Origin of the sequence: Pseudoduganella sp. UC29_106 (genome assembly GCF_044055365.1) — a bacterium.
Taxonomy (GTDB): Bacteria; Pseudomonadota; Gammaproteobacteria; order Burkholderiales; family Burkholderiaceae_D; genus Rugamonas.
Genome location: NZ_CP171977.1, coordinates 5110571 through 5125941 on the forward strand (window position 1 = coordinate 5110571; position 15371 = coordinate 5125941).

Consider the following 15371-nt stretch of genomic DNA (forward strand, 5'->3'; position numbering starts at 1 on the left):
TCCCCCCATTACTGTGGTGGCATCACGGAAGAGGTGTCGTTTTCGCCATGGTCAGTACTGCTGCCCTCGACTGGGTCTTCCGTAATCTTTGGCACCTCACAGGCTAAATAGTCGATGAGAGCACGTACCGATGGCAACATCCCCCCTGCGGCTCATGAACACCGCATGGATGATGAATTCCCGGCTAGACCAGTCCGGCAGGACATGCAGGAGTTCACCCGATTTGAAGTCTGGCCAGCAGAATCGCTTCGGCAGCAGTGCCACGCCCAAGCCGGCGATCGCGGACGCACGCGCCACATCCAAGTTGCTGCAAAACAGGCGGGGATGATGTCGAACGAGATGCACCTGACCATCCGTCCCCTCCAGTTCCCAGCAATCGCCCTCCACATCTTCTCCCGTCGACAAGGTGGGGAAGTCAGTCAGCCGTTCCACGGTAAGAGGAGCTTCGCCGGCAGCAAGCAGCCCCGGACTCATCACCAGCACGGGTCGGCTGCGGCCGAATTGGCGCACAATCAGTGAAGGATCAGTCTCGAGCCGCATCCTGCTGCGCAGCGCAATATCGACGCGGTCCTCAATGAGGTCAGCCGGCCGGTGGAAAAGTTTCAACTGTATCCGCACCTTGGGATAGCGGGCCAGGAAACCGGGCAGCAGAGTCACCATCATGTACTGGACCAGCCCCGGTGGACAGCTCATCCGCACCAATCCTTGTGGTTCGGCGCGCGACTGCGCGGCCACGGCCTCTGCCGCTTCCGCGCCCGCCAGCATGGCCTGGCAATGTTCATAGAACGCGCGGCCGATATCGGTCGTGCGCATGCTGCGCGTAGTGCGTTCGAGCAGACGAACTTGCAGCCGATTTTCCAGCTGGGCCACGCGCTTGCTCAAGGTTGATTTCGGTACCCCGATATGGCGTGCGCCGGCGGCGAACCCATTACAAGAGACCACCGTGTGGAAAAAATACAGGTCATTCAAGTCATGCATGATTTGCCCCGCTTACGAAGAGCAGCGTGATTGTCTCCTCCGGGAGACGACGCGTCCACATTTCCCAGTCTAGTTCATTGATTGGTGCAGCCCTACACTGATTTCCAACGACGAGCACCAATAGTGGGGCTTAGCGTCACCGGGCCCGACGGGCAGCATTCTTGCCCGAACCGCCAACTCTTCAATCGAACCGAAATGGAGTCCTAAATGACCAAGATCGAAAAAGTCCTTTGCACCGGCAAGACCCGCACGACAGCGAGCAGCAGCGACGGAACCTCTAACAAGCATCATGGCCGCCTCGATATCAAGCTTTCGTCGCCAGGCGGCTCCCATCCGGAGTACGAATTCGCAGCCTCGCTGCCGCATCCAACCGCGGAGCAGCTCTTCGCCGGAGCATGGTCCGCCTGTTACAGCGCTGCGCTCGGGGTTGTAGCCAAGCAGATGAAGGTGGTGCTTCCGCCGGACCTGGCTGTTGAGATCGAGGTGGATCTGGGCCAAACTGGTGACGCCTACTTCCTGCAGGCGCGACTGAACGTCAGCGCCCCTGGCTTGGCGCACGACGTCGCTGCGGCGCTTGCACACACCGCGCACGAAATCTGCCCGTACTCTAAAGCGACGCGAGGCAACATCGACGTGGACCTGAACGTCGTCACTGCCTAAGCGTGCCGGTTGCGAAAACGCCGCCCCAGTTGGCGAACCGCCAGATCCGTGCTGCAGCGCCCGCAGCCGCCCTTGCGGCTTGAGAATTGAAGACCGCAGGAAGAAATTGCAAATCGGCGGTCTTCAATCTTCTCCAGTGTGCTAGGGCGCGCGCACTTTCATTCAACGCGCAACGCATGCCGTTTATAGCCCCTCCATTACTCATAGAGCTGTGACTCGGCAGTATTCACAAGGCCGTGGTAGGTTCAAGCCGACTCATTACATCGGGTAATGACTGTTTCACTCGCCACTGTGTTGATTAGGATCTGCTCCAAGCATAGAGTGCCGACCACCGGACATTCATGAATGCCGGAAGCCAACGGAATTAACTGTACTTGAACCTGCCGTGACGATCCTAGCGAACCAGCGCATTGCCATCATTGTCCCCTGCTACAACGAAGAACTGACCGTCGCGGACATCGTTCGCGACTTCAACGCCTGCCTGCCGCAGGCGCCGGTCTACATCTTCGACAACAACTCCTCCGACCACACCGTGGAGGTGGCCCAGCAGGCAGGCGCCATCGTGCGCCGTGTGCCGCTGCAGGGAAAGGGCAATGTGATCCGCCGCATGTTCGCGGACGTGGATGCCGATATCTACATCATGGTCGACGGCGACAACACCTACGATGCCAGCGTGGCGCCGCAACTGGCCGAAAAGCTGGTGCGCGAGGGCCTGGACATGGTCGTTGGCACCCGCGTGACCGAGGAGCAGGAGGCTTACCGCTTCGGCCACCGTTTCGGCAACCGCTTGCTGACCGGCTGCGTGGCCATGGTGTTCGGCGATACGTTTACCGATATGCTGTCCGGCTACCGTGTGTTCTCGCGCCGTTATGCGAAGTCCTTCGCTGCGCACGCTGCAGGCTTCGAAACCGAAACCGAGCTGACGGTGCACGCGCTGGAGCTGCGCATGCCGGTGGCCGAGGTGGCGACCGTGTACAAATCGCGTCCTGAAGGTTCGTTCAGCAAGCTGAATACCTATCGCGACGGCATGCGCATCATGTGGATGATCCTGAAGCTGTTCAAGAACGAGAAGCCGCTGCATTTCTTCTCGATCGGCGCTGTGCTGTGCGCACTGGCGGCGCTGGGCCTGGCCGTGCCGCTGGTGAGTACCTGGCTGGACACGGGCCTGGTGCCGCGCATGCCGACCGCCGTCCTGTGCACCGGCCTGACGCTGTTCGGCGCGGTGCTGCTGTCCTGCGGACTGATTCTGGATACGGTCACGCGCGGACGCATCGAACAAAAACGTTTCGCCTACTTGTCCCTGCCCGCACCGGGCCATGACTAAGCCGGCGGCATCGCGCCTGGCCCGAGTCTGGGCGGCGTTGAACACTGAGCGTGGCTGGAGCATCGCTCTCGTCGCCGGTCCGCTGTGCTTCGCCCTGCTGTCCCTGTCTTACGGGCAGGACAGCAACTGGGACCTGCGCAACTACCACCTCTACAACCCCTTTGCCCTGCTGCACGGGAAGATCGGCTCCGACCTCGCACCAGGCGTCTGGCAAAGCTACTTCGATCCCACGCTGGACTTGCTGTACTACGGTCTGGCCACAACGCTTTCAGCACGGCTGGCCGGCGCCATCATGGGTGCGCTGCATGGACTGAACTTCGTGCTGATGACTACCATTGCCTTGCACCTGCTTCCGCGCAGCATCTCAGACTCACAGGGCGCGCGGCCGCCCTATCGTGCAGCGCTGCTCCTGTCAGTTGCGGGCTGCCTTGGCCCGGCCTTCCTATCCGAGGTCGGCAACACAATGGGCGACAATATGACCGCGCTGTGCGTACTAGGCAGCCTGCTGCTGATCGCGCGCGCTACGCTGCAGCCAGGCGGCGCATTGCGTGCGCAGACGGTCACTGCAGGCTCGCTGCTGCTGGCCGGCCTCGTGATGGGCATCGGCACAGGCCTGAAGCTGACCAACGCCACTTACGCGCTGGCTCTCTGCCTCGCACTGTTTGCGCTGGGCGGTGGGATTGTGGCAAGCGTGCGCGTTGCATGGCTGTTCGGCCTTGGTGTGCTGGCTGGCATCACAATTAGCGCCGGGCACTGGTACTGGCGCATGTGGACTGTATTCGGCAATCCGCTCTTCCCCCAGTTCAATGATCGCTTCCAAAGTCCGATGGCCGCGCCAATCGGCATCGGCGACACAGGCTGGCTGCCCAAGACCACGCTAGAAAGCTGCCTGTGGCCCTTCCTGTTCACGCTCGATCCAAAGCGTATCTGCGAAATCACGCTGCGCCACCTAATGTGGCCGCTGCTGTACATCGCTGTGATCGGCGCCGCCCTGGTCGCGCTGCGAGCGCTGGTCCTCCGCCGCGAGCAGCCGTTGCGTCTCGCCCCCGGTGCGCGGCTGCTGCTGGTGTTTGGCGTGCTCTCCTACCTGCTATGGCTCAAACTGTTCAGCATCTACCGCTACTTGGTGCCGCTGGAACTAGTGGCGCCTCTAATGTTCTTCCTGCTGCTGCGAGGCTGGAACGCCCGCATCGTCGGTCGCGTGTTGGTCTTCACTGCACTCTCCGGCGTTATCCTGCTCAGGGCCGGCGACGGCAACTGGGGGCATGGCCACTGGACCCGAAAAAGCCTTCGACGTCGAAGTCCCAACGCTGGCCTCGCCCGAGCGCAGCCTATTGGTGATGGTGCAAGCCCCGTCCGGCTGGCTAGCCTCCTTCTTCCCGGATTCGATGGCCGTCGTGTCGCTCGGCGCCGGCTTCCCCGAGTCGGACGGCTACCGCAACCGGGTTCAGTCCCTGCTGGAAGAGCGCAACGCCGGCTGGTACGCACTACTCCCCGTCGATCAAGCCGACGCTGCGGCCGACAAGGACCTCAAGGCCCGCGTGCAAGAAACCCTGTCGCGCTATGCGTTGCAAGCCGACCGCTCCAGCTGCCGCCAATACCGTGCCAGTATGGGCACCGACCACGCGCCGTACCAACTCTGCACTCTCCACCGCCAGAAATAGGCTCCACGCCCTCCCCACCCCGCTGACGAGAGAGGTGCGGCACGGTTTCTTCTTCATCGTCTTGCAAAAGCATGAACACTTCTCCTGACCGGCCCATCTGGGCCATGTTTGATGGCAGATTGGCGCAGCACTGCTGCCGCCACATTATGAGCTCATGCTTCGCGCAGCTTCACCAATGCCACCCGCGCCGTTTTTACGATCTCACTCGTTACACCAGGTAATAACAATAACGCTCTACGTTGCGTTGATCCGATCCCGTCTCCCGCCTAAAGTGTGCTCACTCCGGACATTAATGGTGCCGGAATTCAACGCAATCAACTTTAGGAGTTTCGTATGACTACCCAGCAAAAAACCATCATCGTTACAGGTGCCTCGCAAGGCATTGGCGCCAGCGTCGTTAGCGCCTTCCTGGCACGTGGATACAACGTCGTCGCCAATTCACGCAACATCACCAAGTCCGGAACATTCCAGGCTTCCCAGCATCTGGCGCTGGTTGATGGCGACATTGGTGACGCCAAGACTGCCGCCAAGATCGTCGAAGTGGCGCTGCAAAAGTTCGGAGGCATCGATGGCCTGGTCAACAACGCCGGGATCTTTATCGTCAAGCCATTCATTGACTACACCGCAGAAGATTTCCAGGCACTGGTGCACACCAACCTGGAAGGCTATTTGTACATCACCCAACTGGTCATCAAGCAGATGCTGGAACAGAAGCGCGGTGGCAGCATTACCAGCATCAGCAGCGTTCTGACCCGCACCCCGCACGCCCAGCTGACTTGTGCGGTGCCCATGTTCACTAAGGGTGGCATCGATGCTGCTAGCCTGAATCTGGCAGCCGAATATGCACACGCGGGCATTCGCGTCAACGTGGTTGCCCCTGGCGCGGTGGATACGCCTCTGCACCAGAACACGCCAAAGGATTTCATGAAGTCCCAGGCACCACTGAACACAATCTCCACTTCGGAAGAAATTGCCGACGCAGTCGTGTACGTCACTGAGGCCAAGAACGTGACCGGCGAAATCCTGCGCGTCGATGGCGGCGCCCATAACGGCAAGTGGTAATCAGCCCAACATCCTCACTCGGAGAAATTCAATATGTCTACAAACAACGATGTGCTGTACACCGGCAAAACCCATATTACCGGCGGCCGTAACGGCGTTGCGCGCAGTGACGACGGACAGCTTGACATCAAATTGTCTCGTCCCGGCAGCAATGACCCAGGCACCAATCCGGAACAGTTGCTGGGCGCAGGCTGGTCGGCCTGCTTCATCGGCGCCATCGGCATCGCCGCAACAGCGAACAAGATTGCCGTTCCTGCCGACGTGTCGGTAGATGCCGAGATTGACCTCTGCAAAACCGAAGCAAAAGGCTACTTCCTGCAAGCGCGTTTGCGCGTCACCCTGCCTGGCATGGAGCGTTCTGCCGCGGAAAATCTGGTCAGCGCTGCGCACCAGACCTGCCCATATTCCAAGGCCCTGCATGGCAATGTCGCGATCGAGACAACGGTAGCTGTATAAACAGCCATTCGCGGCCAGCCCGAAACGGCCGGCCGCACAACGCAACTATGAGATCAAAAAATGAACTCCCACGCGCAGATCGCAGCAGCCCTTGAACGCTATTTCGACGGAATTTTTTACGGTGACGTTGAGAAGCTTCAGACCGTTTTTCATCCTGCAGCCACGCTGTTTTCAGAGGTCAACGGTGTCGTAGCAGTGAGGCCGTGGGCCGAATACCTGGAGGTTGTGCGCAGCCGGAAATCGCCCAGCGAGAACGGAGAAGCAAGGGGCATGGAGATTATTTCCATCGAAGTTCAGGGTCCTATTGCGTTCGCCAAGGTCCAATGCCGCATGCTGGGCTTCCATTATCGTGACTTTCTGTCGCTACAATTCGTCGAAGATAATTGGCGCATTGTCTGCAAACTGTTCACGCATGTCCGTCCTGAGCAGCGGTAGTTGGCAAGGGCCACCAGAGAGCAAAGCGGCGAGTTGCCCACCAAGGCCCCAGCTGACCGTCGACTTACTAACCCGACAGTTCCCTACTGCGTGACGAGAAGGCGACCTTAGGCGGCCCGGTGTCGAGCAAACCATTCGACGTCATCCATTGAATTTCGCTTCTGGGCAGGCAAGTTACGCCAGCAATGGACACACCAACGTAGGCTGGTGTTATATTTGCTTTACAAGATCCAGGAGGCATCATGTCCATTCCATTAAGGATCTCAGCAAAGGCGGTGGAGATAGGCGACTTCGTCTACATCTTTGACCGCCAAACGCAGGCTGACGCCTTTTTCGACTGCGTAACCGATAGCAACCTTGGGCATTGTGCGTCTTCGCATTCGTTCAAGAGGGTGCACGTAAGGCGATATCAGCCAAGCGAAATTCGCTGTGACAATGATGACGGCGACATTGAGCTCTAAGTCGAGTCCTCTGCCAGTCAGGCTTAAGCTCTGCGCTTGTAAATTGCCGTGACTACCCCACGATTACCAGCCAATAGCGAATCTACACCTGGCAAAAAGTCGGATTCCAAAACCTGATAGTCAGGTCGCGATCAACAATAGTAACTCCGACCGGCATGTATGCCGGTATTGGATTGGCGCCAAAGATCCCCATCAGGTTCTGCGCATCGCACTGCTATGGTCCTTTTTCGTGAGCGGCGAACGAGCGAAGGCTGCACTGAGCGTATCTCTTGTTGGCCAAACGTACAGACTACAGGTCAGCATTAGTCCCCTGTCGCTCGGTGTCAGTTACCGGCCGACCACCATTGTAGCCCTCCGGCAATAACACCCTTTTAAGGCATTGAGAACAAGCTGTGAATAGGAAAGTTCCTACACCCACCGCGAGCGTCAACATGGTAAATTTGCTCCTCCACACAGGCGGGCCAATTTCATTCGAGCCCAGCTAATAACGACAAGGAGACAAGTATGCCTTTAGGACTAATCGTTGAGGATCGACGGTCTCTAGAAGCTCTAGCCGAAACGGTAGACAATGCCCTTAACTTGGCTGACGAGTGCGGATGGAGATACGCGCTGGCGTACCTCATTAGCGAGCGCGTTCCGTCGCAGGTCATTCAGCGACTCTTGTCGGGTGACGCCCGAGCAAGAAAAACGGCGCTCAATACCAGCGTGGCTTTTCCTGACCGGAGCTATGGTTGGAGAGGTCGCAATATGGCAGAGATGGAGCGTCAGTTCGCCGCGTTGCGAGCGCGAAGCAAGGTTAAGCCACGCACAAAGGACAACTCTCGTCCAGCGTCGCGCCCAAGCGCTCCCTTTGCTGACGCGGACTGATCGGCCGATCATTCGTCGATGTGTTCGGACGCCGGCGCGGACAAATCCGAACACGACGAGTGGTGAGCAAAAGCGCTTTCAGTTTCCGACCGCGCTTTAATCTGGAACTCTGATTAGCTGGGGAAACTCGTCCGCTTGCACAAGTCCGTCATCCGCAACGAAGATATTCAATACTCGTGACCTATCATTTGCCCGCCGAACCATCTCGACCAGTACTTGCGTGTTGGGGCCGCCCTCCGCGAGTCGACGAATGGCCTCGGCGGATATCAAATAATGTCCGCAGCTTGGCGACCGGCATACCACCTGCCTGGCACCATTTTCCACACTCTCATTCACCAAATCTGACGCCCCACACAAAAGGCAATTCATCACTATCAACGCCCTTACTCATGAATTTCCAGCTTCAACTCGATGCAGATTCTACTTCAATTCTTCCGGCGAAAACGTTCAGGCGGCACTGCCCCGCGGCGCCTCCATTTAAACCAATCGTTCGAGCGTAGGCCGGGCTGCTAAAACGCACTATCGATCACCTTGATGCCGGGGCGGGTTGAAGAAGCAAAGCCAAGAACCGTCATAAGCCACTTCGGGTTCCCTCCCGTGTGCGAGCACCCGGTGCAGCCCTCCAAGTGAAAATCTATCCTCGCTCATCCACTGCAGATCGGCATCAAGCAGGCACCGCCGGTAAGCGGTCGATCCAGAGATGTATGAGGCCACCGCGGCATGGCGCCCAAGTTCCGGAACATACTCCTGGTTGAGCACGACGTGTCCCTCCCATCCTTTCTCGCGAACGTAGCGGCTGGCTACCTTTATGCCTTTTACCAGCCGCTCTGCAATTCGCATCTCGCAGACGTCATATGGCGGCGCAAATTTGCAAGCCCAAGTCTGGCTGCATCCGACCAGCTGCTTATGTTCGTTCTGGTGCCTTTCGATGCCAGTCAGGACCAATCCCGAGCGCCGCAGCCAGACTAACCTAGGGTTCTCCAGTTCTGCCATGAGCCGCCTGGTGCCGACTTCGTAGATCCGCGCGACTTTTCCCAATTGCCGCATGCCCTGATCCGTCCCAGTTCTAACGATCAATTCCACTGGCTCTCGTGCCACCGAACTCGCGGACGAACTCTCCACGGGCAAGATCGTGCCAAACCTGCGACGCCGGATCACCCACATCTTCACTTCAGAATCCCTTTTTACTGTATATTTATACAGTGTATGGTAAATATTGACTTTTATCAAATAGCGCACACGCCACTATGTTACGGTCGGGCATGGACATCAATATCAGCTGGAAGATGCAGGTAGTGGCCGACCAATTAGCGGCAATGCATGGGCGCGCCTTTGCGGACGCGTTCCTTGAAGACTATGTCAAGGCCAAGCGCACGCAGTCCGAACAGCGCAGCAGCCAGTTGCTCGCAGTTCCAACCGCTCAATCCGGAGGTGTTGAACACTCGATTACGGCCATTAAACTGGCTCCAGTCGACGCAGCCCCATAAGAATTCGCAGCAACGTCTCGGCTTTCGTGGGCGAGCAACGCACGAAAAGAAGTGCTGAAAATTTCTTCACCAGCGTTCTCGTAAATCAAAACTTTCTGGCCACACCTCGTGCCTCAATGACGACAGATTGGTTCCCCCGATGGGGCAATCCGACCGGGTCAAGTTGCGAGAAAACGAGCAGCCAGGGCGCTCGTCGCTTCATGCCGCAACGTCCTTTGCCGAAGCGTACTGGTGAAGTACACATGTATGCGCGAGCACCAGAAGACCTCTCAACACGCGCCGTCTACTGCTTAATGGCCAGCGCTACGTCCACCGTCAACGTTTAGTATTTCGCCCGTCACGTACGGAGCAAATTCGAGGTACATCACGGCGTCCACAATGTCGCTCGCTTTACCCATTTGCCCCATAGGATGCAGTTTGGCCAAATATTCATGCTTTTCCGGGGTATGCATTGGGGTGTTGATGATGCCGGGAGAGACCGCGTTCACACGAATGCCTCGCTTTGCGTACTCAATGGCCAGCGACTTTGTCGCTGCGGCTATGCCGCCCTTAGTTAACGAAGCGAGCACCGATGGCACGGACTCCAATGGGTGTTCGACCAGAGAGGTAGTGATGTTCACGACGTGGCCACTCTTGTTTTTCTCCATCTCGGCAACCGCTAGTTGGGTCATGTGGAAGAAGCCGGTTAGATTGGTACCGGTAATGGCAGCATAGTCTTCATCAGTGTGGGCGGTGAATGGTTTCATAATGAAGATGCCGGCATTGTTGATCAACGTATCGACTCGGCCAAATTCAGTCACAGCTGCGCTAACTACTTGGCGAGCAGTTTCACGATCAACTACATCACCAGCAACCGTGATCACGTTCGGATTGTCGGAAGGCTTAATGCTGCGCGAATTTGCGACTACGCGATAGCCTTTGTCCAGATACGCTTGCACAATTGCAGCGCCCAGCCCTTGGGATGCACCGGTGATAATGGCGACTTTTGGCGAAGAGGTCATTGGATTGTCCATTTAAAGTTGTTCAAGGAGTTCCCAATATAGATCGACCAAAGGTCTTGATGGAGGGCCTGGTATGATCAAGTGTTTTGCATGCATGTAACAAGCACTTGCCGCCGACGGCCGGTATTTCGATGGTTGCCCCATTCTCCTACACAGTATCAACCAAAGCGGCAGCTACAGTGGCTACGCAGTCGCACCAAGCCGTAGATACATAGCCACGCTTCCTCCCGCCGAACTCCAAGCAGTCCTGATCGACTGTATGGAAAATGACGTCACGGAAGTCATCCCATGTCTAGTGCACGGCACTTAGCATAGACCGCAGAGGTCGTCCCAATGCAAATTAGTGATCATGACGGTGATGGATATCCGGGTAATGCTTGTGAGAGTGAGTCAGCGGCACATGCATATGTGGATGCACGTGTGGCTCACGTCCGTCCCACTCGACATCGTGCTCGTGCTGGTGATGTTCGTCGTGACTATGCTCATGAGTATGCTCCATGAGGTCATGCGTATGCTCATGTTCATGGGACTCTGTCAGGTGCAACCAGATCCCCGTCCCCATCAGTGCCACGGCGAACCAGAACAAGGGACCCGGCCTTTCCGCCAGAAAGACCATCGATATCGATGCGCCGACAAATGGTGCAGCGGAAAAGTATGCACCGGTGCGCGCCGTTCCGAGGTGGCGTAACGCCAGCACAAACATGACCAGGCTCAACCCGTAACCGCAGAAGCCGATCAATCCCGCCCCCAGCGTTGTCAACGGCGCAGGCAAAGACATGCCGAACGCCAGCCCGATGCTCAGGTTGACCGTACCTGCGATCAAACCCTTCAGGCCGGCAATCTGCACTGCGTCGCTGGCAGACACCTTGCGCGTCAGATTGTTGTCGATGGCCCAGCACAGACTGGCGCCGATAATCGCCAGCGCGCCCCAGGACACGCCGAGCGCACCAGAGCCATCCAGGGACAACAACGCGCCCCCAACAACGATCAAGACCATGCCAATGAAAATGCGGCGGTCGAAGTTTTCCCTGAACACAAACCACGCCAGCATGGAAGTAAGAACACCTTCCATGTTCAGCAATAGTGACGCCGAAGCCGCTGCGGTTTTGGTCAGGCCCAGCATCAACAACACCGGCCCAGCTACGCCCCCAGCAGCGATTGCACCCGCCAGCCAGGGCAAATCGCCAACGGTGAGTCCTGCGACATCACGCTGCCGATGGCGCCCTGCGATGGCGCGCACGGCATACACGACAGCCAGTCCCAAGCCACTGCCAAGATAAAGAATACCGGCCAGCACGACCGGCTCAATCCGCCCGACGAGAGACTTGGCGAAAGGTGTGCTGGCCCCAAACAGCACAGCGGCGAACAATGCGTATGCAACGCCTGTGTGTATGCCAGCGTCAGTGAAGCGGTTGAATTTCATTGCATCTGCCTTCTGTCAGGGGCCTTCTCTAAGGATTATAAGGGTGATACTAAAGGGGACACTAACGCCAGGCATACATGTCCCGCTTGAAGCCCGCGATCCCCCCTTGACCTTCCCATGGGGGAAGCCTTTACGCTTACTTTTAAATGCGTTTCCGCCAGCTGCGCCCACGTGCTTTGACAGCCAGATTGATCCGGCATAGGCTAAAAGTGTATTACCAGTTCTGATTTTTCATGAAGACCACTCGCTGCTCACGTATCCTGACCGCCATCGCGGCGATCTTCAGCATGCTGTTCATGCAGCTGGCTGTCGCATCGTACACATGCCCAGCGATGGCAATGCCAAGCCAGGCGGATAATTCTTCGATGAGCAGTATGGCAGGCAGCATTCCAAACTGCGACGGCGAGGAGCCGGCGCAGCCTGTTTTTGTGCCACGCTTACGGTCACGGAGAGCCTTCCAAGCAGTCCCCGGATAAGTCGCCCCTCCCCGACGTCCAGCCCTTCGTTCCACTCTCACTTGTCGCCGTCCTGCAGTGTGTCAATGTCGTCAGTCTGCCCCTTTCAGCGCAGCTCACACCAAATACACTAATGCGGCCGACGGCGCCTCCGATTGCCATCCGCAACTGTTGCTTCCGCTTTTAGTTCTCCAGACTGCCACGTTCGCCATCGCATTCTGGAGGTGCTATGCCATCACCTTTAGACGCGCACGTTGGTGCACGAACTTTCCCCATTTCGCCTTTTATCCAAGTGCGTTGTCGCGCTCTCGCGCATCGCCGGACACTAATCAATTACCAGGAATCCATCATGAACAAGCTCTTCACCACATTAACCACCATGGGCACAGCCCTGGTGCTGACGGCCTGTGCCAGCACGGCCGAACCTAAACGCGTAGTACTACCTCTCGACCATGGCCCCCGCGCGCAAGCGACGCCCTGGTAAAATCAGCAGCAAAAGCTGCATGCAGCACAGCGCGCAAGCACAAGTGCCGCGGATTTGCAGCGCGACGCCAAACAATGAGCAGTGAGAACTGGAGCGCGATTTCGATTCACATTTTTCGCAGTCGTCGAATTTCGCAAAGAAGGGCCGGACTATGTCATCGCTGACGTAACGTAGTCAGGGAAAGGTGGGGCGTGGCCGCCTGCCATGCCCCACCTGCGTCTTAACACGACCTCAGCCTGAGTCGAACAATCGAAAGCCCGACAGCCTAAGACTTCCTGGGGGCTTTAATTGGCATCTGTATTGTCACAGGCTTGGTGGTTACCGGTGAGGGGGCGGGCGGTGGCGCATTCAGTGCTCTGATGGCCTGCCGAATAACCCCCGACGCAGAACTCACGAATAGCGCCGCAATCACTACGCCAACAACGACGTCTGGCCAGTATGAAGCCAGCAAATGGCTACCCGCAGCAGCGAGAAGCACACCGACGTTGGCTATCAAATCGTTTCTGGAACACAGCCAGGTCGAGCTCATGTTCAGATTGTCGCTGCGATGCCGATACAGCAGATAGAAGCAGATCAAGTTGGCGAACAAAGCCAAGAAGCCAATGGTTCCCATTGTCACGACTTCCAGCGTGGGAGGATGCCACAGTTTGTAGCCAGCCTCTGCTAACACAGCCAGACCGAACGCCAGCATGAAGAATCCTTTGAGGAGGGCAGCTCGTGCATGCCAGCGTTCAGAACGCGCCAAAACGATCAAGCTAAAGCCATAGACGAGTGCATCGCCAAACATATCCAAAGCATCAGCCAGCAGCGACGTTGACTGGGCCAGAATGCCCCCAATGCCTTCAACGACAAACATGACGTGTAGTAGTCGCGATCTGATCTGACAGTGCCCCGGTTTGACGTCGGTTCTGTCAGGTCAAATTCCGTCGTTCAATGCGCTGATTTTATCGCGCCAAGCCTCCTTTCCGTCAATTAGGGTTTGAATCGGTGTGCGCCCACAGCACATCTTGCCCTGGTGTGTCCGCTCGTGGTTGTAGCGATAGACCCAGTCATCCAGGTCTACCTGAAGTTCTGCAATGCTGCGGTAGATCTTCTTGCGGAAATTCACCTGGTAAAACTCGTTCAGCACCGTCTTGTGGAAGCGCTCGCAGATGCCATTGGTTTGCGGGTGCCGTACCTTCGTCTTGGTGTGCTCGATCTCATTCAAGGCTAGGTAGAGCTGATAGTCATGGTGCTCTGCCTTGCCGCAGTATTCGGTGCCCCGGTCGGTCAGAATCCGGATGACACCCATTCCGTGTTCTTCCATGAATGGAAGGACACGGTCGTTGAGCAAGTCTGCAGCGGTGATCGGCGTTTTTGTCGTATAGAGCTTGGCGGCTGCCCACTTGGAATAGGTGTCGACAAAGGTCTGCTGGTATATCCTGCCCACGCCCTTGATCGTTCCTACATAGAAGGTGTCCTGGCTTCCGAGATAGCCTGGGTGCGCAGTCTCGATTTCACCGCATGCCAGGTCGTCATCTTGTTTTCGCTCCAATGCTGTTACCTGTGCTTCGGTAAGAACGTCGCCGGTCTTGGCTACGTGACGCTCAAGGGCTAGCAGCCGCTTCTTGAATGACTCAAGGTCGTGGCGCATCCAGATCGAGCGCACGCCGGAAGGTGAAACGAACACACCACGCCCGCGCAGCTCGTTAGAGGCCCGCAGTTGGCCATACGCAGGTTGCTCCAGGGTGAGGGCTAGGACCGCAGCTTCGGTTGCCTCGTCCACCCGATTCTTGATGTTGGGCTTTCTGCGATTGGCATCGATCAGGGCATCCACACCGCCGACTCGACTGCCGACTGATACCGGTAGAAGGTATCACGGGAAAATCCCATCACCTTGCAGGCACGGGACACGTTGCCAAGCTCGGTCGCCAAATTTAGCAGGCCGACCTTGTGTTTAATGACGTTCTGAGGAAAACTACGCATGGGGTTACTCCTTGCGTTTTCACGCTGGTTTAATAAAGATTCGCACCTCTATCAAACCGGGTAACCCCACCCTTGGCAAGGCCCTACTGTACGATCAGATCTGAACTACTACACATGACGGCATTTATCGACAGCACTATCCACAGCACTTTTCCGTGGTTCTGTTGCATCGCTGTGATCTCGCAGCTCTTCTCTTCGCAGCAACTGGACATCTGACTGCCTCTAACATGATTGTTGTTGCCAGTGTATGTCATCTCCGAAAACCGTGTCGGCGCCGCTGCCGCGCGGTCAGCTTCGCTGCAGAAGGCTTCGCGTTTCAAACTCTGAATCCACATCACCATACAGTCCCTGGCGCGGCAAATCACTCCGGCAGAAATAACTCAGCCTATTCAAGGATTTGTGCGAAAACTCGCCTGATCGGTGCTGCAACGAACCAAGTCCGCATGGATCCGAGCGTAGCCTTAGGTATGACCCGCAGATTAAACTACGCCACCGCAGAAAAGATCTCCATTGCGCTCCTGACCCGAGCTGCTTTCGGAAAAGATGCAGGTTTGCGGTATGCGCACTTCTATGGCCTGGACGACGGTTTGCTGTCTGCCGTTTTTGGCAGAGACCGGGATCAGCTCCGGAAAGACGTCCGAGGGGCCCA

At 57.1% G+C, this 15371-nt stretch carries 14 protein-coding genes and 1 pseudogene; 8 read left to right on the plus strand and 7 right to left on the minus strand.

Annotation, left to right across the window (positions count from 1 at the left end; genetic code table 11):
- Positions 1-96: 96 nt before the first annotated feature.
- Positions 97-978, minus strand: a complete 882-nt coding sequence (locus ACHMW6_RS25620; RefSeq protein WP_395401057.1) for a LysR substrate-binding domain-containing protein — start codon at positions 976-978, stop codon at positions 97-99.
- A 207-nt stretch (positions 979-1185) separates the two neighbouring features.
- On the opposite strand from ACHMW6_RS25620, the gene ACHMW6_RS25625 reads away from it, so the two are divergent.
- From ACHMW6_RS25625 to ACHMW6_RS25650, 6 genes are all read left to right on the plus strand, one after another.
- Positions 1186-1638 (plus strand): Ohr family peroxiredoxin, encoded by a 453-nt coding sequence (locus tag ACHMW6_RS25625; RefSeq protein ID WP_395401059.1) that lies wholly within the window; start codon positions 1186-1188, stop codon positions 1636-1638.
- Between the two features lie 385 nt (positions 1639-2023).
- Positions 2024-2962: a glycosyltransferase family 2 protein gene (locus ACHMW6_RS25630; protein WP_395401061.1), complete on the plus strand. Its 939-nt coding sequence runs from the start codon at positions 2024-2026 to the stop codon at positions 2960-2962.
- The gene (locus tag ACHMW6_RS25635) at positions 2955-4652 is read left to right on the plus strand and encodes a hypothetical protein (RefSeq protein ID WP_395401063.1); all 1698 of its coding nucleotides are present in this window, start codon (positions 2955-2957) and stop codon (positions 4650-4652) included. Before ACHMW6_RS25630 ends, ACHMW6_RS25635 begins: the two co-directional genes overlap by 8 nt.
- Before the next feature lie 307 nt (positions 4653-4959).
- The gene (locus ACHMW6_RS25640) at positions 4960-5688 is read left to right on the plus strand and encodes an SDR family NAD(P)-dependent oxidoreductase (RefSeq protein WP_395401065.1); all 729 of its coding nucleotides are present in this window, start codon (positions 4960-4962) and stop codon (positions 5686-5688) included.
- A gap of 33 nt (positions 5689-5721) precedes the next feature.
- Complete coding sequence (locus ACHMW6_RS25645; RefSeq protein ID WP_395401066.1) at positions 5722-6144, plus strand: organic hydroperoxide resistance protein; 423 nt, start codon at positions 5722-5724, stop codon at positions 6142-6144.
- Between the two features lie 60 nt (positions 6145-6204).
- Positions 6205-6579: a nuclear transport factor 2 family protein gene (locus ACHMW6_RS25650; RefSeq protein ID WP_395401068.1), complete on the plus strand. Its 375-nt coding sequence runs from the start codon at positions 6205-6207 to the stop codon at positions 6577-6579.
- 1847 nt (positions 6580-8426) lie between these two features.
- Here ACHMW6_RS25650 and ACHMW6_RS25655 read toward each other — a convergent pair.
- Complete coding sequence (locus ACHMW6_RS25655; RefSeq protein ID WP_395401070.1) at positions 8427-8990, minus strand: hypothetical protein; 564 nt, start codon at positions 8988-8990, stop codon at positions 8427-8429.
- Between the two features lie 179 nt (positions 8991-9169).
- Here ACHMW6_RS25655 and ACHMW6_RS25660 point away from each other — a divergent pair, with 179 nt between their 5' ends.
- On the plus strand, positions 9170-9394 hold the full coding sequence (locus ACHMW6_RS25660; protein ID WP_395401072.1) for a hypothetical protein: 225 nt from the start codon (positions 9170-9172) through the stop codon (positions 9392-9394).
- A 290-nt stretch (positions 9395-9684) separates the two neighbouring features.
- Here the strand turns inward: ACHMW6_RS25660 and ACHMW6_RS25665 are convergent, their stop codons facing one another.
- From ACHMW6_RS25665 to ACHMW6_RS25675, 3 genes are all read right to left on the minus strand, one after another.
- The gene (locus ACHMW6_RS25665; RefSeq protein ID WP_395408710.1) at positions 9685-10395 is read right to left on the minus strand and encodes an SDR family NAD(P)-dependent oxidoreductase; all 711 of its coding nucleotides are present in this window, start codon (positions 10393-10395) and stop codon (positions 9685-9687) included.
- 340 nt (positions 10396-10735) lie between these two features.
- A complete protein-coding gene (locus ACHMW6_RS25670) occupies positions 10736-11818 on the minus strand; it encodes a DMT family transporter (RefSeq protein WP_395401074.1) in 1083 nt (360 codons plus the stop codon).
- Positions 11819-12032: 214 nt separating this feature from the next.
- A complete protein-coding gene (locus ACHMW6_RS25675) occupies positions 12033-12206 on the minus strand; it encodes a hypothetical protein (RefSeq protein ID WP_395401076.1) in 174 nt (57 codons plus the stop codon).
- A 416-nt stretch (positions 12207-12622) separates the two neighbouring features.
- Between ACHMW6_RS25675 and ACHMW6_RS25680 the strand changes: the two genes are divergently transcribed.
- A complete protein-coding gene (locus tag ACHMW6_RS25680) occupies positions 12623-12757 on the plus strand; it encodes a hypothetical protein (RefSeq protein WP_395401078.1) in 135 nt (44 codons plus the stop codon).
- Between the two features lie 265 nt (positions 12758-13022).
- Here the strand turns inward: ACHMW6_RS25680 and ACHMW6_RS25685 are convergent, their stop codons facing one another.
- Entirely contained in the window at positions 13023-13613 is a 591-nt protein-coding gene (locus tag ACHMW6_RS25685) for a cation diffusion facilitator family transporter (protein WP_395401080.1), read from the minus strand.
- 60 nt (positions 13614-13673) lie between these two features.
- A pseudogene (locus tag ACHMW6_RS25690) lies at positions 13674-14722 on the minus strand (IS481 family transposase).
- Positions 14723-15371: the final 649 nt, after the last annotated feature.